Here is a 23,781-nt window from a genome sequence, read left to right as displayed (position 1 = left end):
TGCCGTATTAAGGTTGAATTTTCCGCCTTCAAGAATGCCTTAAAGGTGCCATTCTTGTCGGCGGTTTCCGGCCAGCCCCCTGCAGCAGCCGGGCAAGGCAGGAGAACAAAGCGGGAAACACGGCCGCAGCCCGCTCCGACTTAGGCCGGCGGAGGGGGCAAGGCGTCTTGCCGGGGGCGTCAAAGTTACTGGCTGGGGACAGCGAATCCGCCGTTCAGGGCGCTGACCGCGAGCTCAGGCGTGCTGTTGCGGCTGGCCATGCGCTCCAGGTTGACGATGGTCGAGAGCATGATGCGGTCATGGCTCCAGTCGCCGGGGCGCTGCAGCAGCATGGCGGTGGCCAGCACCAGACCGGCCATCAGACCCGCGACCAGCGCCCAGCCCAGCGGGCTCTGAACCTGCGGCTGCGGTGCGGTGACGGCCAGGATGCGCCGCTGCAGCGAGACGCCGCGGCGGGTCTCGCGCCGGTCGACCAGCGCCACCGCCGGGCTGCGTCGGGTGAACAGAGCGGGGCCGCGGGCGGCAAGGGCGCAGGCGCGGATCAGGCATTCGCAATAGGCCCGCACATCAAAGGCAGGCCGCGCCATCAGCGCCTGGTCGCAGGCAAACTCCCGCAACAGCCGCACTTCGCGGCGCCACAGGTAAAAGGCGGGGTTCCAGAACAGGAGCGGGCGCAGCATCTCCAGCAGAAACTCGCATTCGATGTCGCGCTGGCGGAAATGCTGCAGCTCATGGGCCACCGTCAGCCGCAGGTCGCGCGGGTCGTGCAGCAGGGCTGCGGGCAGAACCACATAGCGGCGGAAGACCCCGCGGGTGGAATAGGCCACCCGGATGCTGTCCGAGACCATCAGCTGCACCCGGCCGATGCGCTTCCAGGTGAAGGCGGCGGCCAGGTTCTGGCGCAGGCGGAACACGGAAACCGCCACATGCGCGAGGCAGACCGCGGCACAGGCGGTAAAGCCTGCGGCGAGGGCCTGGGCCCACAGCGGCTGCAGCGTGGTGAGCCCGCGCACCGCATCCTCGCGCAGGCCGAGCAGGGTTTCAAACTCGCCCGCGCTCATGCTGACGTTGCCTTGCAGATACTGCGAGACCAGCATGTCGGAGAAATTCGGCGGATGGGCGATGACGAAATGGGTGAAGGCCAGGATCAGCGCCGGACAGATGGCCAGAAGAACCGTCATCCCGTTCAAGAGCCGCAACTGCGGCTGGTAGGCGCGGCCCAGCCTGCTGCGCGCCAGGGCCTTGCGCGCGCCGATCCACAGGGCGGCGCCGGCCAGCAGCAGGATATTCAGATCGATATAGGCATTCAGCAGAACATCAGTTGGCATTGTCCCCCAGCCTTTCCTCCAAGAGCGCCCGCATCTCCTCGAGCATCTCGTCGGTCACATCCTCATCATCGACCAGCCGGGCGACCAAAGCCGCCGGCGCACCGTTGAAGAGCTTGCTCGAAAGGTTTTTCAGAGATGTTTTCTGATACTCTGCCTTGGGAACAGCGGGGCGGTAGACCAAGGAGCGGTCCTTGCGCTCGCTGGTGAGAAAGCCCTTCTGCTCCATGATCTTGAGAACCGTGGCCACCGAGGTATAGGCGCGTTCCTGTGCCTTGTTCAGCTCGGCCAGGATATCGCGCACGGTGCCGCCGCCGAGGTCCCAGACCACGGTCATGAATTCCAGCTCCACTTCGGTCAGCAGAGAAGTGTCCTGTTTCTTGCGCATGGGATCGGCAGTCCGGCTCATGTGATCGTTCCAGTCATGCTAGGGGATGGGAGGGCATGTGAAAACTATTTTTTTAGGAGACGTGCGGCGGCGGCGCTGCTGTTGCCAAAATGTGCGCTGCCGCGCGAGTTTATTCAGCAAGTTGCAAGGTGATGGGCCGGTCTTTGAGACAGTGACAGGCGCACCCGTTGGTCGTTTTGGCTGAGAAGGCCTTGAAGGGCAGGTGTGCCTTCAAGGCCCGGCTCAATTGTGTTTTTCTTTGCGCGTCAAGGGCAAGCCGCTGCGCGGGGCCTGCGGCCCCCTTGACCCGCAGGGGCAGCGCCAAACATGACCCGCAGGGGCAGTGCCAAACATGACCCGCAGGGGCAGCGCCAAACATGGCCCGGTCCGCCGGCGTCAGACCTTCCAGAAGCAGAAGATGCCCCATGCAATCGACAGCCCCAGCGGCCACCAAAGCGGCATCCCCACCAGGCCCAGCCAGGCCAGGAAGATGTAGGAGGTGCCCAACAGGCTGATGAACAGCCGGTCGCCGCGGGTGGTGGTGAGGCCCAGCACGCCTTTGCGCGCGGCCCCGCCGGGGTGGCGGATCTCGGCGATGATCAGCACGCCGATGGCGCTGAAGATGCCGATGAACAACAGCGCTGTGGGCCAGGTCCAGGCCATCCATGAAAGCATTTAAACCCTCCCCATCGCGAAACCCTTCGCGATGTAGTTGCGGACGAACCAGATCACGATGGCGCCCGGAATGATTGTCAGTGTGCCGGCCGCTGCCAAGAGCCCCAGTTCGTAGCCCGCGCTGGAGGCGGTCTTGGTCATGGTGGCGGCAATCGGCTTGGCGGCGACGGCGGTGAGGGTCTTGGCCAGCAAGAGCTCCACCCAGGAGAACATGAAGCAGAAGAACGCTGCCACACCCACGCCCGCCTTGATCGACGGCACAAAGATCGTCGCAAAGAAGCGCGGGAAGGAATAGCCGTCAACGAATGCGGTTTCGTCCAGCTCCTTGGGCACGCCGCCCATGAAACCCTCAAGGATCCACACCGCCAGCGGGATATTGAACAGGCAATGGGCCAGGGCCACGGCCAGATGGGTATCAAACAGTTCCACAGCGGAATAAAGCTGGAAGAACGGCAGCGCGAAGACGGCAGCCGGCGCCATCCGGTTGGTCAAGAGCCAGAAGAACAGCTGCTTGTCGCCGAGGAACCGGTAACGGCTGAAGGCATAGGCCGCGGGCAGGGCAACGGCGATGGAGATCACCGTGTTGATCGACACGTAAAGGATCGAGTTGATGTAGCCCCAGTACCAGCTGGGATCGGTGAAAATAGTCTTGTAATTGTCCAGGGTGAAGGTCTGCGGGAACAGCGAGAAGCCCGACAGGATTTCGTTCGTCGTCTTGAAGCTCATCGCCACCAGCCAGTAGATCGGCAGCATCAGGAACAGGATATAGACGATGGGGACGATAGATCGTTTCTGCATCGTGATCCCTCCCTTAGTTCAGGTCGTCTTTGGTCATCAGCGTGTAGAACAGCCAGCTGACCAACAGAGTGATTGCGAAATAGATGAGCGACATGGCCGCAGCGGGGCCGAGGTCGAACTGGCCAAGCGCGATTTTCACCAGGTCGATCGACAGCAGCGTGGTGGAGTTGCCGGGGCCGCCGCCGGTCAGCACGAACGGCTCGGTGTAGATGTTGAAGCTGTCCATGAAGCGCAGCAGGATGGCGATGGTCAGCACCGTCTTCATCTTCGGCAGTTGGATGAACCGGAACACCGCCCAATTGGAGGCGCCGTCGATCTTGGCTGCTTGGTAATAGGCGTCGGGGATCGACACCAGGCCGGCATAGCTCAGCAGCACCACCAGCGAGGTCCAGTGCCACACATCCATGGTGACGATGGTCACCCAGGCCGCAACCGGGTCCTGCGTCATGTCATAGCTGATGCCCAGCACATGGTTCAGGAAGTACCCCAAAAGGCCGATGTCGGGCAGGGTGAAGATGTTCCACATCGCGCCCACCACATTCCACGGGATCAGCATCGGCAAGGCCATCAGCACCAGGCACACCGGCACCCAGAAGCCCTTGCGGGGCATCGACAGCGCAATGGCGATGCCCAGCGGCACCTCGATGATCAGGATCAGGAAGGTGAACATGAACTGCCGCCCAAGCGCTGCGTGGAAGCGGTCAGAACGCAGGATCTGCTGGAACCAGTCCAGGCCCTGCCAGAAGAACACGTTGTCGCCAAAGGTCTCCTGCACCGAATAGTTGACCACCGTCATCATCGGAATGAGCGCGTTGAAGGCGACCAGCAGCAGCACCGGCAGCACAAAGAACCAGGCTTTCTGGTTTTCGGTTTTCATCAGGCCGCTCCTTGTTCGTCTGCAGCGGGGGAGGTGGCGATCCAGCCATCCACGTAAAGCCGGGTCATGTCCTGGCGGAAAGCCAGATGCACGGAACTGCCTTTGTCTGGTGCATTGCCTTCGGTCACGGCGTTGATGCGGCAGCCGCCGGCCTCGCATTCCACAACCGTGTGGCGGCCAACGTCCGAGACCTTGGTGACCGTAGCGGGCAGACCGCGGTCTGCCAGCGCGACGAACTCCGGGCGGATGCCAATTTCGGTTTGACCGTCAGCCTCGCCCTGAATGGGGCCTTCCAGCGGGATCGCCTGACCGGCAAAGACGGCGGCGCCGTTTTGCACGCTGCAAGGCAGGATGTTCATGCCGGGCGAGCCGATGAAATGGCCGACAAAGGTATGCGCGGGGCGTTCGAACAGCTCGACCGGCGTGCCGATCTGCACAACTTCGCCCAGTTGCATCACCACCACCTGATCGGCAAAGGTCAGCGCTTCGGTCTGGTCGTGGGTGACGTAGATCATCGTCGCCTTCACCCGCTGGTGCAGCTCCTTCAGCTTGGAGCGCAGCTTCCACTTCAGATGCGGGTCGATCACCGTGAGCGGCTCGTCGAACATCACCACGTTCACATCCTCGCGCACCAGGCCGCGGCCCATGGAGATCTTCTGTTTATTGTCCGGTGACAGGCCTGCTGCCTTCTGGTCCAGCATCTCCGTGACTTCGAGCATTTCGGCAATTGCCATCACACGCTGGTGCACGGTGGCCTCATCCCGGCCGCGGTTGCGCAGGGGGAAGGCCAGGTTGTCGTAAACCGTCATGGTGTCGTAGATCACCGGGAACTGGAACACCTGGGCGATGTTGCGCTGGTCCGGGGGCAGGGCGGTCACGTCCTGGCCGTCGAACAGGATCTGGCCTTCTGACGGGACCAGCAGTCCCGAGATGATATTGAGCAAGGTGGATTTGCCGCAACCCGAGGGGCCGAGCAGCGCATAGGCGCCGCCGTCGGTCCAGTCGAGGTCGATTTCCTTCAGCGCGTAGTCCGAGGCGGACTTAGGGCTGGAAAAATAGCTGTGGCGCAGTTTGGAGAGTGTTATTTTAGCCATTGATGCCTCACGCCGCGCGGCTGCCGTCGGGGGCAAAGAAATAGGCCTGCGCAGGGTCCATGTAGAAATCGTGCAGCTCACCCACCCGGTAGGGGTGGACGCCGTGGGCGAGGGAGACCCAGCTGCCGGAACCCATGTCGAAATGGGCAGAGCTTTCAGAGCCGGAAAGCTCGGTCACCTGCACCTGGCCTGACAGCTGCACATGGGCGCCGTTGCGCGCGACCGGCAGCACGTGGTGCGGGCGGATGGCGATGGTATAGGGGCCGTCGCTGAGGTTCGCGGCGTCGCCGCTCAGCTCCCAGGTGACACCTGCGCCAAGGCGCGCGGTGCTGCCCTGCTTGGTGATCTCGGCGGTGTTGATCGGAGGGTCGGAGAACACCCGCGCCGCGTCGACATTGCCGGGGTTGCGGTAAATCTCGGCGGTGGGGCCGAACTGGGTCACCCGCCCGTCGCGCATCAGCGCGGTCCTGCCGCCCAGGAGCAGCGCCTCCTCCGGTTCCGAGGTGGCGTAGACCACCACCGCGCCGCGGCCGGCAAACAGTTCGGGCAACTGGTCGCGCAGTTCCTCGCGCAGCTTGTAGTCGAGGTTGGCGAGCGGCTCATCCAGGAACACCGCGCGGCTTTCCTTGGCGATTGCACGGGCCAGGGCGCAGCGCTGCTGCTGGCCGCCGGACAGCTCATGCGGGCGGCGGTGCAGCATCGGCTTCAACTGCAGGATTTCTGCGGCTTCCTCGACCCGGCCGGCAATTTCCGACTTGGCCATGCCTGCCACTTTCAGCGGCGAGGCGATGTTTTCGAACACCGTCATATGCGGGTAGTTGATGAAGAACTGATGCACCAGGCTGATGTTGCGTTTCTGGGTGCTGAGACGGCTGACATCCTCGCCATCCATCAGCACCTGGCCGCTGGCCATCGGGTCGAGGCCCGCCATCAGTTTGATAAGGGACGTCTTGCCTGAGCCAGTGGCGCCCAGCAGGACATTAAAGTGACCGGGTTCCAGCAGCAGCGAGGCTTCCTTGATGTGCTGAATGGCGCCGACGCGCTTGGTCACGTCTTTGAGTTCGAGTGCCATCTTGCTTTGACTTTCCGGCAGGCGGCCTGTTTGCGCACCGGCATCCGGCGCGCGCGGTCTTTTGGGGAAGAAGGCCCCGGAAGACGGGAAAGGGTCTCCGGGGCCTGGTTCAGCCCGGCCGGGCGATGGGGAGCCTGGCCGGACCGGGAGGAGTTCCTTACTGCGTTGCCCAGCGGGCGACCAGCTCGTCATAGTTGACGGTCTGGCCCGCAGGCTTCTCGTTCTCCAGCGGCGGCTTGGCGCCGCCATTGGCGTACCACCACTCCGCGTCCTTCTCCTCGTTCAGGCGCGGGCCGCAGCCGCCATAGACATTCGCCTGCTCGTCCGCGCGCTGCATCCGGGCCATGGTGATGTCCATTTCCTCAGCCAGGCGGTCCATCGCTTCCTGCGGGGTGAAGGCGCCCGAGTTCACGTCGCCGATCTGCTGCCACCAGATCTGCGCCAGCTTCGGATAATCCGGCACGTTCACGCCGGTCGGCGACCAGGCCACACGGTCCGGCGAGCGGTAGAACTCGACCAGGCCGCCCAGCTTGGGTGCGCGCTCGGTGAAGCTTGCGTGGTTGATCGAGCTATCGCGGATGAAGGTCAGGCCCACGTGGGATTTCTTCACGTCCACGGTCTTGGAGACCACGAACTGGGCATAGAGCCAAGCTGCCTGCGCCCGGTCCACCGGCGTGGACTTCAGGAAAGTCCAGGACCCCACGTCCTGATAGCCAACCTTCTGGCCTTTTTCCCAATAGGGACCATGCGGGCTCGGCGCCATCCGCCACAGCGGGGTGCCGCTGGCGTCAACGGTGTTGTTGCCTTCGGACTGCGGCTTGACCATGTCGGCAGTGAACGCAGTGTACCAGAAGATCTGCTGCGCCACATTGCCCTGCGCCAGTGCCGGCAGCGACTGGTAGAAGTCATAAGACGCCGCACCCGGAGGCGCGTATTTGCGCAGCCATTCGTCCCACTTGCGGATCGCATAGACCGCCGCCGGGCCGTTGGCAGCACCGCCGCGGGTCACGCTGGCACCCTGCGGGTTGCAGGTCCCTGCATCCATGCGGATGCCCCATTCGTCGATCGGCACGCCGTTCGGCTCACCCTTGGAACCGGCGCCCGCCATCGACAGCCAGGCATCAGTCATCCGCCAGCCCAGGTCAGGCGCGCGCTTGCCGTAATCCATGTGGCCATAGATCGCGGTGCCGTCGATTTCCTTCACCTGCTCGCTGAAGAACTCAGCGATGTCTTCATAGGCAGACCAGTTGACCGGCACGCCCAGCTCATAGCCGTATTTCTCTTTGAAGGCCGCCTTCAGGTCCTCGCGATCAAACCAGTCCTTGCGGAACCAGTAGAGGTTGGCGAACTGCTGGTCGGGCAGCTGATAGAGATCGCCATCCGGGCCGGTGGTGAACTGGGTGCCCATGAAGTCGCCCAGGTCCAGGCCGGGGTTGGTCACGTCCTTGAACTCGCCCGCCATCATGTCGGTCAGGTTATAAGCCAGCTGCAGGCGCGAATGGGTGCCGATCAGGTCGGAGTCATTGACGTAGCCGTCATAGAGGTTCCGCTTGGTCTGCATCTGGGTCTGCACGGCCTGAACGACCTCGCCCTCGCCGAGGATCTGGTGGTTCACCTTGATGCCGGTGATTTCCTCAAACGCCTTGGTCAGCACTTCGGACTCATAGCTGTGCGTCGGAATACCCTCCGATAGCACGTTGATTTCCATGCCCTTGTAAGGCTCGGCCGCCTTGATGAACCACTGCATTTCTGCCAGCTGCTCATCCTTGGTCAGCACCGACGGCTGAAACTCTTCATCAATCCATTTTCTGGCGGCCGTCTCATCGGCATACGCCATCGATCCCGCAACCACGGCGCAAACGGCGGCTGCGGACAAAAGATACTTGCGCATCTTTTCCTCCCTGAAAGTCTATTAAGGCCAGCTGTGCATTGGCTGCATCTGACTGGCATAGAGCTTTCATAGGTTGGAAGTTGTTGTCAAACTAATTTTTTAGTAATCGTTAGTTGTTTGAAATTGAACGGTAAAATTAAGCTTCGCGAGGTGTGGGTTCGCCTCGTTCTGATTGCCGCATTGCAGCATCAGCAGGTGTGACGCAACGGTATTTTCCGCCTCTGCGGCCCCGCAAAAAACGGTCGCCGCGCCTGCGCTTTGCGGATAAGGAGGCGGGCATGACAGCTGAAAACACATTCGAGATCTTCCTGACCGCCGCACCGGGCCTGGAGCAGGCGCTGTTGGCTGAGGTCAAAAAGCTTGGCTTTGCCGCGCCCAAGGCAGTGCCCGGCGGGGTGACGGTGCAGGGCAATTGGCGGGAGGTCTGGCGCGCCAATCTCTCTTTGCGCGGTGCGGCCCGGGTGCTGGCCCGGATCGGCGAATTCCGCGCCTTCCACCTGGCCCAGCTCGACAAGCGGTCGCGCAAGTTCCCCTGGGGCGACGTGCTGCGCCCGGATGTGCCGGTGAAGGTCGAGGTTGCCACCAACAAAAAATCCAAGATCTACCACGCCGGCGCCGCCGCCCAGCGGGTGGAAAAGGCGATTGCCGAGACCCTCGGCGCGCCGGTCACCAAGGACGCGGAGCTGACGGTAAAGCTCCGGATCGAGGACAACCTCTGCGTCTTCAGCGTCGACACCTCGGGCGAAGGGCTGCACAAGCGCGGTCATAAATCCGCCGTCGGCAAGGCCCCGATGCGCGAAAACCTGGCGGCTCTGTTTCTGCGCGAATGCGGCTATGACGGGGCTGAGCCGGTGGTCGACCCGATGTGCGGCTCCGGCACCTTCGTTATCGAGGCCGCCGAGATCGCCAGGCGGCTGCTGCCCGGCCGCAGCCGCAGCTTTGCCTTTGAACAACTGGCCACTTTTGACGCCGCCGCCTGGGAAGAGCTGAAACAGCAGGGCGCAGCGCAGGAGACTGATCTGCTGTTCCACGGCTCCGATCGCAATGCCGGTGCGGTGGAAATGTCCGCCGCCAATGCAGACCGCGCCGGCGTGGCGGAGTGTACCCGGTTTGCCCAGGCGGCGGTCAGCGATTTGCAGCGCCCCGACGGCCCGCCCGGTCTGGTGATCGTCAACCCGCCCTACGGAGCCCGGATCGGCAACAAGAAACTGCTCTACGCCCTCTACGGCGCCTTGGGACAGGTGCTGATGGAGCGGTTCTCTGGCTGGCGCGTGGGCATCGTCACCTCGGAAACCTCTCTGGCCAAGGCGACCAGCTTGCCGTTCCTGCCCTTTGGCGCGCCGGTGGCCCATGGAGGGCTGAAAATCCGCCTGTTCAAAACGGATCCGCTGCCCTGAGACAGCGGACCAGCTTTCACTCAGCAGGCACCAATTCGGGCGCCGCGGCCGCTTCCTGACATCCGGCAGCGCTCATCTGAAGATGACAGTGGATGACATGCCCGTTCGCCAGTTCCTGCGCGGGCGGCACCTCTCTATCGCAGATCGATCCGATCCGCTTGGCGCAGCGGCGCTGGAACGGGCAGCCGGTGGCAGGCGGGGCCTTTTCACTCATGTCATTGGCCAGAAGGGCTGGGGCGGCGTCCGGATCCGGCTCCAGCACCGCCCCCATCAGCGTCTGGGTATAGGGGTGATAGGGCGGCGCATAGACCTGCTCCGCCGGACCGATCTCGCAGATCCGCCCTTGGTACAGCACTGCCACCCGGTCCGAGACAGCCCGCACCACCGCCAGATCGTGGCTGACAAAGATATAGGACGATCCGTTTTCCTTTTGCAGCCGCGTCAGCAGCGCCAGCGCCGCCGCTTGCACCGAGACATCCAGCGCGCTGGTCACCTCATCGCAGAGCGTGACCTCCGGATTGGCGGCAAAGGCCCGGGCAACGCCCACACGCTGCTTCTCGCCGCCTGACAACTGTCCAGGAAAGCGGGACATATAGCGCGCAGGCAAGCGCACGGCCTCCAACAGCGCCTCGGCCCGCGCCTGCGCCTCCGCCCCCTTGAGACCAAAGTACAACCGCAGCGGCGCCATCAGGATCTCGCCGATGCTCTGACGCGGGTTCAGCGACGCGTCGGCGTTCTGAAAGATCATCTGCACCCGGCGCAGGGTCTCGCGGTCGCGGCCTGCCACCGGCGCATTGAGGCTCTCACCATCACCCAAAGTCACCGCCCCCTTGCGGGTGCCCGCCAGCCCTGCAATGGCCCGCAGGATGGTGGATTTGCCGGAGCCGGACTCCCCCACCAGCCCTAGAGTTTCGCCTTTCTTCAGTGTGAATTCAGCGCGGTCCACGGTCGGCGCGGGCTCCGGCTTCTTCAGCCAGCGCTCCAAGAGACCCGGCTTGTGATAGCTGATCGCCACCTCCCGCAGTTCCAGCGCGCGCACCTCCTGCACCTGCGGTTCACGAACCGTACTGACGTGCTCCGGCGCAGGTTCACCAGCAAAAGGGCAGCGCACAAGGGCGCGGCCGCGGCGCTCCAGCATGGGCACGCCATCCAAGCACGCGGGCCGCATCTGCGGGCAGCGGCCGGCAAAGGCGCAAGCCGTCAGCTCCGAGCCCACCGCAGGCGGCACACCCGGCATCGAGGCTGGAATGCCCGGCGCCCCCAGCCGCGGGATCGAGGCCAAGAGCCCGCGGGTATAGGGATGGTCTGGCGCCCGCAGCACGTCGCGCGTCGGGCCTTCCTCCACCAGCATGCCCGCATACATCACCGCCACCCGGTCTGCGACGCGGGCAATCACGCCGAGGTTGTGGCTCACATAGATCATCGCCACCCCCAGCTCCTTGGCAAGCGCGCGCAGGAACTCCAGGATATGCGCCTGGGTGGTCACATCCAGCCCGGTGGTCGGCTCATCCAAGAGCAGCGCTTTGGCATTGCCCGCCAGCGCCATCGCCACCGCGGCGCGCTGCTGCTGGCCGCCCGACAGCTCATGCGGATAGCGTTCGGCAATGTCTTCGGGGCTGGGCAGGCGCACCCGTTCCAGCAGCTCCAGCACCTTGGCGCGGCGCCCCCCGATCCCCAGCGCGGTGTGCAGCCGCAGCGCCTCGCCAATCTGCTGGCCGATCTTCAGCGTCGGTGTCAGCGCCTGGCCCGCGTTCTGCGGGATCAGCGCAATCGAGGAGCCGCGCAGGCGTGCCCGCTGCTTTTCCGGCAAGGCAAACATGTCGTTGCCGTCAAACACCGCCCGGCCGCGGAACACCGACAGGCCGGGTTTCAGATAGCCCATCATCGCCAGCGCCACGGTGGACTTGCCAGAGCCGCTTTCACCGACGATGCCCAGCGTCTCGCCCGGCGCCAGCTCCAGCGACAGCCCGCGCAGGATCGGGGCCTGGCGGCCGTCCTTGGCGGTGAACCCCAGGGACAGGTCTTCGATCTTGATCAATGGTTCAGCCATGACATTCCCCTCACACGGCAACTGCGGTTGCACGGTCCAGACCCAGGGCCTTGCCCGCGGCGTCCGCCAGCAGGTTGATCCCGATAATCAGCGAGCTCAGCGCCACACAGGGCCAGAACACGCCCCAGGGTGCGGTCGACAGCAGCCCGCGCTCCTGCGCCACCATCAGGCCCCAGTCCGGTGTTGGCGGGGTGGCGCCAAAGCCCAGGAACGACAGCGAGGAGAACGCCAGCAGCATCCAGCTCCAGCGCATCGCGCCCTCGACCAGCAGGATGTCGGAGAGGTTCGGGAACATCTCGCGCGTCAGGATCACCCGCAGTGTCTCGCCGCGCGCCTTGGCGGCGGTGACAAAATCCCGCGCTGCCACCTGCATCGCAGCCCCCCGCACCACGCGCAGCACCGCCACGCCATAGAAAAAGCCCAGCGTCGGAATGATGGTCAGCGGCCCGGCGCCGCCGATTGAGATGATGAGCAACAGGAACAGCAGCCACGGCATCGACAGAAAGGCATCCACGATGCGCATGGAATACTCGTCCATCCGCCCGCCAACGGTGCCAAAGAAGATACCGGCAAAGCCGCCCCAGAGGGTGGCAATCACCGCCGCGGTGAAGGTGACCGCAATGGCGAGCCGCCCGCCGTAAACCACACGGCTGAACACGTCGCGGCCCAGCGTGTCGGTGCCCATCCAGTGGGTCGCGTTGGGCGCCAGCAGGACCGCGTCGGCGTTCTGCGCGGTTGGATCAAATGGCGCAATCCAAGGGGCCAGCAGTGCCACCGCCAGATGAAACAATGTCAGCCCAAGGCCAAGCGCGCCGGAAGGTTTCGACGCAATAGAGCAAAGCAGTTTCAGCATATCAGTGCCCTTTCCGGCGCAGGCGCGGGTCCAGGGCAAGCGCGGCAAGATCCGCCGCGAGGTTCACCCCCACATAGATGACGGAAAAGATCAGCGCGATGGCCTGCACCAGCGGCAGGTCGCGGTCGTGGATCGCCTGGATCATCAGCGTGCCAAGGCCCGGGTAGTTAAAGACTTTCTCGACCACCACAACGCCGGCCAGCAGCCAGGCAATGGTCAGCGCAATCACATTCAGCGCCGGGATCATCGCATTCGGCACCACGTGTTTCCAGATGATCTGCCGCTCCGGCACGCCCTTCAGCCGCGCCATCTGCACATAGTCCGAGGCCATCGCATCAATCACCGAGGCCCGCATCATCCGCATGATATGTGCGATCAGTACCGCGCTCAGCACAATCACCGGCAGGACAATGTTCGGCAGCATCTGCATGAAGCCTGCACCAGGCGAGACAATCGTCACCGCGGGGAACCACTGCAGCGAGATGGCAAAGACATAGATCAGCGCAGTGGCCGTCACGAACTCAGGGATTGTCATCGCCAGCATTGCAGCGCCAGACAACGACAGGTCCAAAGGCCTGTCCCGCCTGACCCCGGCAGCGATGCCCAGGAAGATAGCGAAGGGAATGGCCAAGAGCGCCGCCAGCCCGCCCAGCAGGGCAGTGTTGCGGAAGCGTTCCCAGATCAGCTCATTGATCGGTTTGCGCTTCTTCAGCGAGTAGCCGAAATCGCCCTGCGCGGCGCCCAGGGCCCAATCGCCGTAGCGGGCCAGGGCAGACCGGTCCAGCCCCTGCTGTTCGATGCAGCGCTCCAGCCGCGGGCCCTGGGCAAACCGCTGCAGGAAAGAGGTGCAGACATTGCCGGGCAGCGCCTCGACAGCAGCAAACATGACAATCGACACAAAGCCGATGGTGAAGGCCGCAAAGCCAAAGCGGCGCAGGATCAGGGATGGCATTGGCTGGCCCTTTCGGGAAAAGGAAGGGGTGCGGCCTGCAGATCGTGGGGAAGGCCGCGCCAGTTTGAAGGGGGAGACACCCCTTTGATTATCGATCAGGAGCCGGAGCCTGCCTTCACGACATCCTCATAGCGGATCGAGAAATCCTCGACGGCTTCGATGCCTGACAGTTTGGAGCTGAAGGCGCGGACGGTGTTCAGGTGGACCGGAATGAAGGACCCGCCGTTCTCCCACAGCTCTTTCTGCAACTCGCCATACAGCGCCTTACGCGTGTCAAAGTCCAGCTCGGCGCGGGCGGCGTCCAGCTTGGCGTCGAACTCGCCGCTGTTCCACGCGGTCTCATTCCAGGCTGCGGTGGACCGGTAGGCCTCGTTCAGGATCTGGTCTGCGGGCCGTTGCGACCAGCCGGTGGCAAAGAAAGGTTCTTTCATCCACACATCGCCCCAATAGCCATCGGACGGCGCCGGAACCAGCTCGATCGCGATGCCCGCGTCCTTGGCCTGGTTCTGCAGAACCTCGGCCATCTTCACCGCCCCTTCCGAGATGTCGGAGACAAACAGTTCAACCGTCAGCCCATCCGCATAACCGGCCTCGGCCAGCAGCGCGCGGGCGCCCTCGATGTCGCGGGCGCAGTCGATCTCTGCGCGGTACTGGTCGCCGGACCAGACCGGGTGGTCGCAGGAGGTGATATAGCCGTCCTTGCCGTAAACCAGCTTGCCCAGGGCGTCACGGTCCGCCGACATGCGGATCGCCTTGCGCACACGCGGGTCGTTGAAGGGCGCTTCTTGCGTATTCATCACCAGGCCAACCCAACGGCCGGTCGGAACCGACTGCACGGTGAAACCCGGGTTGTTTGCAAACAGCGGAACCTGCTCGGCCGACAGCGCATAGACAAAGTCGATCTGGCCTGCCTGCAGCGCGGCAACACGGGCGTCCTGGTCGGCAATCGCGATCAGCTCCATGTTCCCGGTGCCAACGGTGCCGCCATAGTAGTTGTCGAACCGCTTCAGCGTTGTGGTGCCCAGCGGGTCATAATCCACCAGCTGAAACGGGCCGGTGCCGATACCGCTTTCACACAGCGCATCCAGATCGCCCCCGCAGGTCTCGGCGTCGAGCATCTTGATGCGGTAATCCATCACCAGCAGCGGGAAGTCGGCGTGAGTTTGCTTCAGCACCACTTTGGCAGTCAGCTCGTCCACCACTTCAACGCGGTCGATCACCGCCATTACACCCTTGGTCGGGCTGTCGATGGTCTCCGACTGGGTGCGCATCAGCGAGAACGCGACGTCCCCGGCGGTGAAGGCATTGCCGTTGTGGAAGGTCACGCCCGGGCGCAGCTTGAACGTCCACTCCTTGGCATCCGGGGTGGCGGACCATTCCAGCGCCAGATCGGCAGCGGGACGGCCGTCCGCGCCCTGGCGGACCAGGCGGGAGTACACATTCTGGATCGCTTCATAAAAGCGCTGCGGTGAAATCGGGTCGATTGATTCCGAACCGCCATAGCCCAGTTCATGCGGGATGCGCAGGGTTTCGGCGGTGGCGGCAGAGCTGGCCATGGCGATGGCAGCGGTAAGCAAAAGCGGCTTTTTCATGGGTCTACCTCGGGGCGTTGCCCGCTGGAAATTGTGGAGGCGTGAGTGCCTGCCGCAGGGAATTGCTGGCGCCGGTGACAGATTTGTGACGGGGCAGGGGGGCTTCAGGCGCCCTTTCGGCAAGCCGCGCCCCAGGCCCCTTGTTTTCAAGGCGCTGCGGCGGGCTGCGCCGCTAAGGCTTTCAGAAAATTCACAAAAGCTTCACACACTCCCCCTGTCAAAACAGGGTTTGGCTCGGGTATTTTCATCGCCAGATGCGAAAAATTTAATGGGATAGCCCGCGGTGTGGAGCGACTCGAACCTCAATCTCTCGTGGCTCGCGGCCTTTGACGCCGCCGCCCGGCACCGGAATTTCACCAAGGCGGCGGAAGAGCTGCAGCTGACACAAGGCGCGGTCTCGATCCAGATCCGCAAGCTGGAGCAGGCACTGGATGCCGCCCTGTTCGAACGCCGCGGCCGCCATGTGGTGCTGACGGACGAAGGCTTGGCCTACCACCCGCATGTGGCCGACGCGCTGCAGTCGCTGTCGGTCTCTACCTCGCGGCTGTTCACCGCCTCCCGCCGCAATGTGGTCAGCATCGGGTGCTACTCCCCCACATTCGCCAGCCTCTGGCTGCTGCCGCGGCTGCGGCGGCTGATGGCGGACATTCCGGAAGCTGAGATCAGCCTCACCATCGACTATCAGGCCAGCGGCAGCCGGGCGGCCCGCGATGACCTTGTCTTTACTTATGAACAGGCCGCCACCTCCACCTTCCTGCCGCTGGTGCGCGAAAGCCTGCAAGCGGTCTGCGCGCCGTCTTACCTTGCTGCGCACGGTGAAAACTGGGGCCGCGGCGTGCTGATCGAGACCGCAGGCCCGCGCGGCACCTGGCCCGCCTGGCGCGCCGCCACCGGCGGCCGGGTGCCACTGGACGGGCGGATGCTGCAGGTGAATTCGATGGCCGCCGCCCTTGATCTGGCACGCGCAGGGGCCGGCGCTGCGCTGGTGGCGCATCCCTTTGCCAACGCGGCGATCAAGTCAGGCGCTCTGCTGGAAATCCAGCCCGGCAAACGAATGCCTGGCAAGTTCCACGGGCTTCAGGCGATTGATCTGGAGGCCGCGCGCCCGCTCACCAAACGGGTGGCGGCCTGGCTGCTGCAAGAGGCAGGCCAGCATGTGCCGGATTACCTGCATTAAAGACAAAAAGAGGGCACCGGCAGGCGCCCTCCCTGGTGTTTACGGAACCGCAGAGGCTCAGGCGTAATCGTACATGCCGCCCGAGCCGCCGCTGGCACCGGTGCCGGGCATGGTGCCGCCCACCGGCTGGTTCATCAGCGCCATGATGTCCTCGGTGCCGGGCTCGCTGCTGCCGCTGAACTGGCCCGCAAGATTGGCGTCATACCAGTTGCTCAGCCCATCTCCGCTCACCCCGCCATTGGCATAGCCGGTACCGGTGCTGGCTGCCGCCGCCGGGTCATAGCCGCCCTCCAGCACCTCTTGCGAGCCGTCCGGGTTGCTGATCACCAGCGACATGCTGCTGAGGTCGATGTCCTCCAGCGACAGCCCGGCATCGGACCACAGGGTAAAGTTGGCATTGGTCACGGTGCCCTCGGTGCTGTCCGGCACCTGGCCGAATTGCACCTTGGCGTCAAAGTTCTCCGGCACCGTGGCGCCATCGTCCAGCTGGTTGACCGCATTGGCGCTGGCCTCGTGGCCAGTGACCGGCAGCGCGTTCTCATCCGGAAAGAAGTTCAGCCCGTCGAGCTTGGCTTCATTTGCGAAGTTGAAGAACACCCCGTCGATATCCGCGACCTCACCGTCAAAGGAGGTGGGCTCCAGCTTGATGAACAGCTGGTTCTCCGGCGTCTGCAGCACTTCGACAGTCACGCTTGGGTCGCCATTGCCGCCGATCTCGAAGAAGACCGAGGTCTTGCCGTCACCACCGCCATTGCCGTCACCGCCGGATCCCTTGGTTCCACCGGTCCCTTTGGTTCCACCGCTTCCCTTGGTGCCGCCGGTGCCAGAGCCACCAGTGCCGGAGCCCCGGGTGCCGCTGCCGCAGCCATGGCTTCCGCCGGACCCGCCCGACCCGCGGGTGCCGCCTGATCCCCCCGAACCGCGGGTGCCGCCGGAGCCGTCGTTCCAGTCATCCTCCTCGCGGTACCACCAATGTTTCTTGCCGTAATGGCCTTTGCCGCCACAGCCCCTGGTGCCGCCGGACCCCTTGGTGCCGCCGGACCCCTTGGTGCCGCCGGACCCCTTGGTGCCGCCGGACCCTTTGGTGCCACCGGACCCTTTGGTGCCACCGGACCCCTTGGTTCCACCGGACCCCTTGGTGCCACCGGACCCTTTGGTGCCACCGGACCCCTTGGTTCCACCGGACCCCTTGGTGCCGCCGGACCCTTTGGTGCCGCCGGACCCTTTGGTTCCACCGGACCCCTTGGTGCCGCCGGACCCTTTGGTTCCATCGGATCCCTTGGTGCCGCCGGACCCTTTGGTTCCATCGGATCCCTTGGTGCCATCAGACCCTCTGGTTCCGTCAGACCCCTTGGTGCTGCCGGTTCCGTCTTCATCCTCGTCGCGGTTCTTCTGCCAGGACTTATAGCCCTTGCCCTTCCAGCCATAGCGGTCGGACAGGTTGCCGTCATACCAGCGGCTGAAATTGCCGCCTTGCACGCCGCCGTTGTAATAGCTGTTGCCGCCGCAAGCCTGCTTGCCTGCCCAGGACGAGCGACCGCCCCCCCAGCCCCATGAATAATGTCCCCGGCCCATTTCCTACCCCCCAGGCAAAACCTTGAATCACATTTGCACCGCGGCTTTCGGCAGGCCGCAGGCGCGCATTGGACGAGGGTAGGAAAGCGGGCAGGAAGGGCCAAATTTTCGGCGCATTTTAGCCAAATTACCGGTTTCAGCGCGCGCCGAAGGAAACAATCCGGCGGAGCCTTTCGGAATTGTGCCGGGTTTCCGTCCAATGGCTGCGGCAGGCATAGGCAACCGGGGCGCGAATCGGGGGTCGGCCCTTTGGAATTGCCCCAATCTGTCCCGAAAAACGCCCTCTTTACCCGCTAAAGGGTTAAGCGATCAGGGGTGCGCCGCGCCGTTTTTCGCGTGGCGGGTTGGGAAAGGGCACAGGGTATGGCTGACGGCAAATTCGATGACCGCACCGCGTATATCGCGGGCGCGGCCTGGGAAGTTCTCGGCGAGGAGCCGGTGGAGATCACCGCCCCGGGCGGCAAGTCGCGCTCCTCGCTGCGGCTGCATTTCAAGGACCGCACCGTCATCGCCACCCTGCGCGCCAATTTCCGCCGCACCCATCTGGAGGCCTTTGTGCTGGAGCAGCTGGCGCCCCATTGCGACGACATCCCCAAGGTGCTGGGGGTGCATAATGACGTGCTGTTCCAGTCCGACACCGGTGCGACCCGGCTGAGCGAGGAGATCATCGAGCACGAGGAGGGCGACCAGCTGGAGCTGGCCGCCGAGGCCTGCGCCGCGATCTTCCGCATCCAGGCCGCCGCCCGCAAGACAGAGCTGCATACGGTGCTTCCGCATCTGGGGGCCAACCGCAGCTGGATCCGCAACTTCGTCAGCTCGGTGGAGGCGCTGGAGGCTTATTCCATGGGCATCCCGGAGGCTTTCGATTACCCGGCGGTGGCGGAATACATGGAACATCCCGGCGTGCAGTTCCTCAAATGGGACTGCCGCTCCGGCAATGCGGCGATCGGCGAGGACGGCTTTGTCCGCTGGTTCGATTTCGAATATGCCGGCCTGCGCCACGGCGCCGAGGATTTCGCCTGGCTGATCGGGGATGAAACCTGGCCCATCGCACCCGGCAAGATGGCCGACGTGATGATCGAGACCTTCGATCCGGGCTGCGGCCATGAGATCGGCGCTTACCTGGAGTATCTCTCGGCCTATACCGCGCTGCATTGCGTGCAGCGGCTGGAGCTGATCCAGAAAGAAGTGAAGAGCCGCGGCTGGCTGACCCAGGAAAAGGTGCGCAAATTCGACGATGCCGGGGTGCATCCGGAGTTTGCCGCCCAGCTCTGCCGCACCGGTGCGTATTATGCGGCGCAGTCCCGGCTCACTGCGCCGCTCAGCCGCAATTTCGAGGCCGCGGGCAAGGCCTTCACGGCGATGTCCGAGAGCTGAGCCTCTTTCTCCCCGATGTGACGTGCGGTCCGGGTTTCTTGCAGGAAGCCCGGGCCGTTATGCTTTTGCAGCACGTGAGAAGGGGGAAACCATGCAGCAGGCCGAAGATTTCCGCGCCGAAAGCCGCGCCTTGGCGGCAATCCTGGAGGACCTGCCAGAGGCCGAGTTCCGCCAGCCGACCCAGTTCAAGGGCTGGACCATCGATCATGTGCTGGGCCATTTGCATCTGTTCAACGCTGCGGCCGGGGCATCGCTGCAGGGGGAGGAGGCCTTTGCGGCTTTCATCGCGCCGGTCCTGAGGGACATGCAGGCCGGCAAACCCATCCTGGACTGCCAGTTCCCCTGGCTGAACGGGCTGTCGGGCCGGGCCTTGTTCGGCGCGTGGAAAGCGGGGGCCGAGGCCTGCGCTGATGCCTTTGCCGGCGCCGACCCCAAGGCGCGGCTGAAATGGGTCGGCCCGGACATGAGCGCGCTGAGTTCGGTGACGGCGCGGCAGATGGAGACCTGGGCGCATGGCCAGGAGGTGTTCGATCTTCTGGGGCAGGAGCGGCAGGAGCTCGACCGCATCCGCAACATCGCGCATTTGGGGGTGGCGACCTATGGCTGGAGTTTCCGGAACCGCGGGCTGCAGGTGCCGGAGCCTGCACCCCATGTGCAGCTGACCGGGCCGTCCGGCGCCGTTTGGGAATGGAATGCACCGCAAGCGGACAATTTCGTCAAAGGCACGGCGGTGGAATTCGCCCAGGTGGCGGCTCAGGTGCGCAGTCTTGAAGACACCGGGCTGCGGCTTGCGGGCGCCACCGCCCAAAGCTGGATGCGCATCGCCCAGTGCTTTGCCGGCCCGCCCGAAGACCCGCCCGGCAAAGGCGTGCGTTTCAAGACGGAGCCGTCACGCAGCTGACGGAGCAGGGACGCACTCCCGCCCGGCTTCACCCTTCCTGGCGGAAGGCCTCAGCCCGTTGGGCGTAGCGCCGCGCTCTGCGCGGCGCTACGCCCAAGGCTGCCAAGGGGGCTCGGCACCGCCGGGGCAGCTGCAGGCGCGGGAGAGCCCGGTTTCCTTGCAAGGGGCTTGCCTGCCAGTCAGGGCGGCGGACCGGGTTTTGGCAAAGCCTCGCAGGTTCAGCCGCCGCCCCTTGCGCCGGCCAGGCCTGCCACTGCCATCCGGCCGGGATCGGTCAGGGTGACCGGCAGGCCCTGTGCCTCCAGCGCAGCGGCGTAAAGGGGCTGCAGCGTTTCACCGGCGATCAGCGCCAGGTTCTGGCCCAGCCAATAGGGCCGGGCTGCCGCCAGTTCGGCCCCCAGGAACAAGCCCCAAAGCCGCCCCAGCGCGCTGTCGGCGCTGATCTGCCCCAGCTCTGCCGCCGCCTGCACCTCTGCCAGCCGGGCTGCCAGCAGTTGCGGCTTGGCGAGGCCATCATCCACCGCCGCTGCCAGCGCCGCCCTGTCCCAGGCCCCGGCCGCCTCCAGCCCGATGCCCTGCGCTGCGCCGCGCGCCAGCCGCCCGGTCAGGCTGCTTTGAAAACTCACCGCCTCGCGGGCGCTCACCTGCACCCAATGGGTCACCTCCCCGGCCAGGCAGACCACTCCGTCCCATTCGGGGTTCAGCCGCAGGAACCCGGCCAGCCGGGCCACCGCACCGCGCATCACCGCGCAAGGCGCGCCCTGGCCTAAGGCGGGCAGGGCCTGCACCGCCAGATCCTCCAGGCGCAGTTCCGCCAGCGGCAGTTCCGCCAGCGGCACCGGCACCGGCTGCAGCGGCGCCCAGGGGCTGCCGCCCAGCACCACCGGGCAGGCCCCGCCCGCCAGGACCTGCCGCAGCCCGTCCGCCACGGCGGCCGGCGCGCTGCTCTGCAGATGCAGCACCCGGGCGGGGCCGGGCGTGCCATCGCGCACCTCCCAGGCGGTCAGCGTGTTTTCATCCTGATTGGCGGCCAGCCAGGCGCCGCTGCGGGGAAAGGCCATGGTGTCCTCGCGTCCTCTGCCATCTCGTCTGCGGTGGTTATGGCGGTGATTCCCATGCCCGGCAAGACGCCGCCCCATCCCTTCGTACAGGTGCAAATACCCGTTAGGAGAAGGCCGGCGCCGCAGGTATGCCCGTCATAGGCTAAAGTGCCCGGGATTTAAGCAAAAGACCGCCCGGGCAGGCCTGCGCCCGGGCCCATAAATCCGGTAACATATGGACACTTCCAGACCCGGGGCGGCACCGCGCTCCGCCGGTCCGGACCGCAGCAGAAAGGCTGCACCGCACCCGGAAGGCACGCCTCCAAGGCGTGCGCCGGGGCAGGCGGCAGGATGCGGCAGACAGCCTTCTGCCCCGCCGCGCCGTGCCCTGTCCCTGTGCCGGACAACCGCGAAGACAGCAAGGAATACTGACAAACCCCGCAACCCGCAAACCGCCAGGAGGCACCCGTTAATGCCAGAGACCCCGCCGCCCCAATACGCGTTTTCCGCCCAGCTGGCCGCCCGCCGGCTGCTGGAGCAGGGCCACACGCCCGCCGCTGTGTTCGCCGGAACCGGGTTGAGCCAGTCTCTGCTGGACCAGGAAGATCCAACCGCTCCCTTTACCGCGGTCGCCGGGTTCTTCTCCCACGCGGCGGAGCTGTCCGGTGATCCGCTGTTCGGCTTCCGCCTCGGCTGCGGCAGCGACCTGCGCCATGCCGGGCTGCTGGGCTACATTGCCTGCAGCTCGCCTTCGGTGGGCTGCTTCCTGCGCAACACCGCCCGCTATGCCGCGGTGATGAGCGATGCCTGGCAGCTCGATACCTCCCGGCTTGCCTCGCATGGCGAATGCGCCTGGGACTGCAAGGATCCGGCCGCCGGGCAGGCGCAACAGTATACCGAATTCCTGGCGGCCGCTTTCTTTGCCGCCCTGCGCGAGGCGGCACCGCTTCGCATCGAACCGCGCGAGGCGGCCTTCATCCATCCGCGCAGCACCGGCACCGCAGAGATCGAAGCCTATTTCGGCTGCCCGGTGCAATTCGGCGCCCCGCGCAGCCGGATGGTCTTCAAACCGGAAGACCTGGAGCTGCCGCTGGCCAGCGCCGACCGGCGGCTCCTGCGGCTCCTGCGCGCCTATGGCGACCGGTTGCTTGGCGGGCAGGCCAGGCAAGGCAGCGGCCTTGCAGCCCAGGTCGGGGAGGCGGTCTCTGCCCGGCTGTCGGACGGGTCGGCGTCGCTGGGCAATGTGGCCGCGGACCTGGGCATGAGCCCGCGCACCCTGTCGCGCAGGCTGGCTCAGGCGGGCACCAGCTACTTCGCTATTTTGGAGGAGTTGCGCAAAGCCCTGGCAATCCGCTATCTACGGGAGAGCGAATTGGCGCTGGCTGAGGTCGCCTATCTGCTTGGCTATTCCGGGTTGAGCAGCTTCAGCGAGGCCTTCCGGCGCTGGACCGGCCAAAGCCCCGGTCAATTCCGGGGGCGCTGAGGAGGAAAGCGGACGCTGGCCGGCTTGCATCCGGTGCTGCGCCTTTCTGATTCTGCTGCCTTTTGCACGTCATGCGGACAATTGCCGCCAATTTCCCCGATTGTTTCCCTGGCGCTGCTGTAAATCTTGCTGTTTCAGAAGTTTGACCGGGTTTTTTCACAATTTGCGCGCATTTGCCTAAAATTGCCCTAATTAGGGTTGGGTGCAGTTATGCACTGCCGCTGGAATTGGAGCGGCAACGGAAAAAACCGGCGCGGGCGCGTGGGGGCGCGCCCCGTTTTGAAGCTGAAAATCAGTGATGGCAGTCCGCGGCCGATAGCCGCCGGAACGCCCGGTATAAGTGTGAACAGCCAGTCCCGGGGGGGACAGCTGTCCGGCTGTTTTGCGGCCGGAAGAGCGGGGGTATTGGAATGAAAGACATGGTTCCCGGCGGGGCGGGGCTGTCTTTTGTGCAGGTTGAGGTTCAGGGCAGGCGGCCGGCCGAGGCTGCTAATCCCGTGCAGCCTATGCGCATGCAGCCGGCGAATATGAATGCGGCCTTGCAAAACCTGGCCCAGGCCGGGCAGGCCGGGCGGCAGGCTGCTGCCGGCAGCTATGCCTCCGCGGGCAAGAGGCTGCTGGACGTGGCCCTGGTGCTGCTGAGCCTGCCGCTGGTGCTGCCGGTGATCGCCCTTTGCGCCGCGGCGCTGTGGCTCGAAGGCGGCCGGCCCTTCTACACCCAGGCGCGCCTGGGCCGCGGCGGGCGCGCCTTCCGCATCCTCAAGCTGCGCACCATGGTGCGCGATGCCGACGCGCTGCTGCAGCATTATCTGGACAGCGACCCGGAGCTGCGCCGCGAATGGGACGAGACCCAGAAGCTGAAGAACGATCCGCGCATCACCCGGGTCGGGCGCGTCTTGCGCGCCACGTCGCTGGATGAGCTGCCGCAGCTGTGGAACGTGCTTAGGGGCGACATGAGCCTGGTCGGGCCGCGGCCGATGATGCCCGGGCAGCTGCCGCTCTATGGCGATGCGCGGGCCTATTTTGCGCTGCGCCCCGGGATCACCGGCCTCTGGCAGGTGTCGGTCCGCAACGAGGACGGCTTTGGCAGCCGGGTGCGGGCAGATATCGAGTATCAGCGGGGGCTGTCGCTGGGCCTCGACCTCGGCCTGATCTGGCGCACCGTTGGCGTGGTGCTGAAGGGGACGGGATATTAACCTCTGTCTGATCCGCTGCAGGCCCGCCGCCCGGCGCCTGCTGCCGTTCAGCCAGCCATTGCGGGGAA

20 protein-coding genes are annotated in these 23,781 nt (G+C 64.9%); 6 read left to right on the top strand and 14 right to left on the bottom strand.

The window, feature by feature from the left end; genetic code table 11:
* Positions 1-185: 185 nt before the first annotated feature.
* The 8 genes from ACXAEH_RS10560 to ACXAEH_RS10525 form a co-directional block, all read right to left on the bottom strand.
* Complete coding sequence (locus ACXAEH_RS10560) at positions 186-1,328, bottom strand: M56 family metallopeptidase (RefSeq protein WP_475032597.1); 1,143 nt, start codon at positions 1,326-1,328, stop codon at positions 186-188.
* On the bottom strand, positions 1,318-1,734 hold the full coding sequence (locus ACXAEH_RS10555; protein ID WP_475032595.1) for a BlaI/MecI/CopY family transcriptional regulator: 417 nt from the start codon (positions 1,732-1,734) through the stop codon (positions 1,318-1,320). The genes ACXAEH_RS10560 and ACXAEH_RS10555 overlap by 11 nt, the downstream gene beginning before the upstream one ends.
* A 375-nt stretch (positions 1,735-2,109) precedes the next feature.
* Complete coding sequence (locus tag ACXAEH_RS10550; protein ID WP_039150888.1) at positions 2,110-2,388, bottom strand: DUF2160 domain-containing protein; 279 nt, start codon at positions 2,386-2,388, stop codon at positions 2,110-2,112.
* Complete coding sequence (locus ACXAEH_RS10545; RefSeq protein ID WP_260016048.1) at positions 2,389-3,186, bottom strand: carbohydrate ABC transporter permease; 798 nt, start codon at positions 3,184-3,186, stop codon at positions 2,389-2,391.
* Between the two features lie 13 nt (positions 3,187-3,199).
* Complete coding sequence (locus ACXAEH_RS10540; protein WP_475032593.1) at positions 3,200-4,063, bottom strand: carbohydrate ABC transporter permease; 864 nt, start codon at positions 4,061-4,063, stop codon at positions 3,200-3,202.
* Positions 4,063-5,157, bottom strand: coding sequence for an ABC transporter ATP-binding protein (locus ACXAEH_RS10535; RefSeq protein WP_475032591.1), 1,095 nt, complete (start codon positions 5,155-5,157; stop codon positions 4,063-4,065). Before ACXAEH_RS10535 ends, ACXAEH_RS10540 begins: the two co-directional genes overlap by 1 nt.
* A 7-nt stretch (positions 5,158-5,164) precedes the next feature.
* Positions 5,165-6,229, bottom strand: a complete 1,065-nt coding sequence (locus ACXAEH_RS10530; RefSeq protein ID WP_475032590.1) for an ABC transporter ATP-binding protein — start codon at positions 6,227-6,229, stop codon at positions 5,165-5,167.
* A 157-nt stretch (positions 6,230-6,386) separates the two neighbouring features.
* On the bottom strand, positions 6,387-8,120 hold the full coding sequence (locus tag ACXAEH_RS10525; protein ID WP_475032589.1) for an ABC transporter substrate-binding protein: 1,734 nt from the start codon (positions 8,118-8,120) through the stop codon (positions 6,387-6,389).
* Between the two features lie 278 nt (positions 8,121-8,398).
* On the opposite strand from ACXAEH_RS10525, the gene ACXAEH_RS10520 reads away from it, so the two are divergent.
* Complete coding sequence (locus tag ACXAEH_RS10520) at positions 8,399-9,517, top strand: THUMP domain-containing class I SAM-dependent RNA methyltransferase (RefSeq protein WP_475032587.1); 1,119 nt, start codon at positions 8,399-8,401, stop codon at positions 9,515-9,517.
* A gap of 16 nt (positions 9,518-9,533) precedes the next feature.
* On the opposite strand, the gene ACXAEH_RS10515 is transcribed toward ACXAEH_RS10520, so the two are convergent.
* The 4 genes from ACXAEH_RS10515 to ACXAEH_RS10500 all read right to left on the bottom strand — a co-directional run bounded on the left by ACXAEH_RS10515 (position 9,534) and on the right by ACXAEH_RS10500 (position 14,964).
* Positions 9,534-11,567 (bottom strand): dipeptide ABC transporter ATP-binding protein, encoded by a 2,034-nt coding sequence (locus ACXAEH_RS10515; protein WP_475032586.1) that lies wholly within the window; start codon positions 11,565-11,567, stop codon positions 9,534-9,536.
* Positions 11,568-11,577: 10 nt separating this feature from the next.
* Positions 11,578-12,420 carry an ABC transporter permease gene (locus ACXAEH_RS10510; RefSeq protein ID WP_475032584.1) on the bottom strand — a complete coding sequence of 281 codons (843 nt, stop codon included), beginning with the start codon at positions 12,418-12,420 and terminating at the stop codon, positions 11,578-11,580.
* 1 nt (position 12,421) lies between these two features.
* Complete coding sequence (locus ACXAEH_RS10505) at positions 12,422-13,372, bottom strand: ABC transporter permease (RefSeq protein WP_475032583.1); 951 nt, start codon at positions 13,370-13,372, stop codon at positions 12,422-12,424.
* Positions 13,373-13,467: 95 nt separating this feature from the next.
* Positions 13,468-14,964 (bottom strand): ABC transporter substrate-binding protein, encoded by a 1,497-nt coding sequence (locus ACXAEH_RS10500; protein WP_475032581.1) that lies wholly within the window; start codon positions 14,962-14,964, stop codon positions 13,468-13,470.
* A gap of 283 nt (positions 14,965-15,247) precedes the next feature.
* Between ACXAEH_RS10500 and ACXAEH_RS10495 the strand changes: the two genes are divergently transcribed.
* Positions 15,248-16,141, top strand: coding sequence for a LysR family transcriptional regulator (locus tag ACXAEH_RS10495; RefSeq protein ID WP_475032579.1), 894 nt, complete (start codon positions 15,248-15,250; stop codon positions 16,139-16,141).
* A 57-nt stretch (positions 16,142-16,198) separates the two neighbouring features.
* Here ACXAEH_RS10495 and ACXAEH_RS10490 read toward each other — a convergent pair whose 3' ends face one another.
* The gene (locus ACXAEH_RS10490; RefSeq protein WP_475032577.1) at positions 16,199-17,716 is read right to left on the bottom strand and encodes a hypothetical protein; all 1,518 of its coding nucleotides are present in this window, start codon (positions 17,714-17,716) and stop codon (positions 16,199-16,201) included.
* 363 nt (positions 17,717-18,079) lie between these two features.
* On the opposite strand from ACXAEH_RS10490, the gene ACXAEH_RS10485 reads away from it, so the two are divergent.
* Both ACXAEH_RS10485 and ACXAEH_RS10480 read left to right on the top strand, forming a co-directional pair.
* Positions 18,080-19,093 (top strand): hypothetical protein, encoded by a 1,014-nt coding sequence (locus tag ACXAEH_RS10485; RefSeq protein ID WP_475032575.1) that lies wholly within the window; start codon positions 18,080-18,082, stop codon positions 19,091-19,093.
* A 91-nt stretch (positions 19,094-19,184) separates the two neighbouring features.
* Positions 19,185-19,994: a TIGR03084 family metal-binding protein gene (locus ACXAEH_RS10480; RefSeq protein WP_475032574.1), complete on the top strand. Its 810-nt coding sequence runs from the start codon at positions 19,185-19,187 to the stop codon at positions 19,992-19,994.
* A gap of 218 nt (positions 19,995-20,212) precedes the next feature.
* Here ACXAEH_RS10480 and ACXAEH_RS10475 read toward each other — a convergent pair whose 3' ends face one another.
* Positions 20,213-21,055: a 2-dehydro-3-deoxygalactonokinase gene (locus ACXAEH_RS10475; protein ID WP_475032572.1), complete on the bottom strand. Its 843-nt coding sequence runs from the start codon at positions 21,053-21,055 to the stop codon at positions 20,213-20,215.
* Positions 21,056-21,506: 451 nt separating this feature from the next.
* On the opposite strand from ACXAEH_RS10475, the gene ACXAEH_RS10470 reads away from it, so the two are divergent.
* Both ACXAEH_RS10470 and ACXAEH_RS10465 read left to right on the top strand, forming a co-directional pair.
* Positions 21,507-22,517, top strand: coding sequence for an AraC family transcriptional regulator (locus ACXAEH_RS10470; protein ID WP_475032570.1), 1,011 nt, complete (start codon positions 21,507-21,509; stop codon positions 22,515-22,517).
* Positions 22,518-23,023: 506 nt separating this feature from the next.
* Positions 23,024-23,713, top strand: coding sequence for a sugar transferase (locus ACXAEH_RS10465; protein WP_475035559.1), 690 nt, complete (start codon positions 23,024-23,026; stop codon positions 23,711-23,713).
* The last annotated feature ends 68 nt before the right edge of the window (positions 23,714-23,781 follow it).

This window comes from Leisingera sp. ABM4_060 (assembly GCF_056158765.1).
This window is presented reverse-complemented; position numbering and strand designations above follow the sequence as displayed.

Coding starts and splice junctions, on each gene's coding strand:
- ACXAEH_RS10480 (WP_475032574.1), top strand. CDS start 19,185: ATGCAGCAGGCCGAAGATTTCCGCGCCGAAAGCCGCGCCTTGGCGGCA.
- ACXAEH_RS10485 (WP_475032575.1), top strand. CDS start 18,080: ATGGCTGACGGCAAATTCGATGACCGCACCGCGTATATCGCGGGCGCG.
- ACXAEH_RS10465 (WP_475035559.1), top strand. CDS start 23,024: ATGCGCATGCAGCCGGCGAATATGAATGCGGCCTTGCAAAACCTGGCC.
- ACXAEH_RS10560 (WP_475032597.1), bottom strand. CDS start 1,328: ATGCCAACTGATGTTCTGCTGAATGCCTATATCGATCTGAATATCCTG.
- ACXAEH_RS10475 (WP_475032572.1), bottom strand. CDS start 21,055: ATGGCCTTTCCCCGCAGCGGCGCCTGGCTGGCCGCCAATCAGGATGAA.
- ACXAEH_RS10505 (WP_475032583.1), bottom strand. CDS start 13,372: ATGCCATCCCTGATCCTGCGCCGCTTTGGCTTTGCGGCCTTCACCATC.
- ACXAEH_RS10530 (WP_475032590.1), bottom strand. CDS start 6,229: ATGGCACTCGAACTCAAAGACGTGACCAAGCGCGTCGGCGCCATTCAG.
- ACXAEH_RS10515 (WP_475032586.1), bottom strand. CDS start 11,567: ATGGCTGAACCATTGATCAAGATCGAAGACCTGTCCCTGGGGTTCACC.
- ACXAEH_RS10490 (WP_475032577.1), bottom strand. CDS start 17,716: ATGGGCCGGGGACATTATTCATGGGGCTGGGGGGGCGGTCGCTCGTCC.
- ACXAEH_RS10555 (WP_475032595.1), bottom strand. CDS start 1,734: ATGAGCCGGACTGCCGATCCCATGCGCAAGAAACAGGACACTTCTCTG.
- ACXAEH_RS10550 (WP_039150888.1), bottom strand. CDS start 2,388: ATGCTTTCATGGATGGCCTGGACCTGGCCCACAGCGCTGTTGTTCATC.
- ACXAEH_RS10545 (WP_260016048.1), bottom strand. CDS start 3,186: ATGCAGAAACGATCTATCGTCCCCATCGTCTATATCCTGTTCCTGATG.
- ACXAEH_RS10470 (WP_475032570.1), top strand. CDS start 21,507: ATGCCAGAGACCCCGCCGCCCCAATACGCGTTTTCCGCCCAGCTGGCC.
- ACXAEH_RS10500 (WP_475032581.1), bottom strand. CDS start 14,964: ATGAAAAAGCCGCTTTTGCTTACCGCTGCCATCGCCATGGCCAGCTCT.
- ACXAEH_RS10525 (WP_475032589.1), bottom strand. CDS start 8,120: ATGCGCAAGTATCTTTTGTCCGCAGCCGCCGTTTGCGCCGTGGTTGCG.
- ACXAEH_RS10540 (WP_475032593.1), bottom strand. CDS start 4,063: ATGAAAACCGAAAACCAGAAAGCCTGGTTCTTTGTGCTGCCGGTGCTG.
- ACXAEH_RS10510 (WP_475032584.1), bottom strand. CDS start 12,420: ATGCTGAAACTGCTTTGCTCTATTGCGTCGAAACCTTCCGGCGCGCTT.
- ACXAEH_RS10535 (WP_475032591.1), bottom strand. CDS start 5,157: ATGGCTAAAATAACACTCTCCAAACTGCGCCACAGCTATTTTTCCAGC.
- ACXAEH_RS10520 (WP_475032587.1), top strand. CDS start 8,399: ATGACAGCTGAAAACACATTCGAGATCTTCCTGACCGCCGCACCGGGC.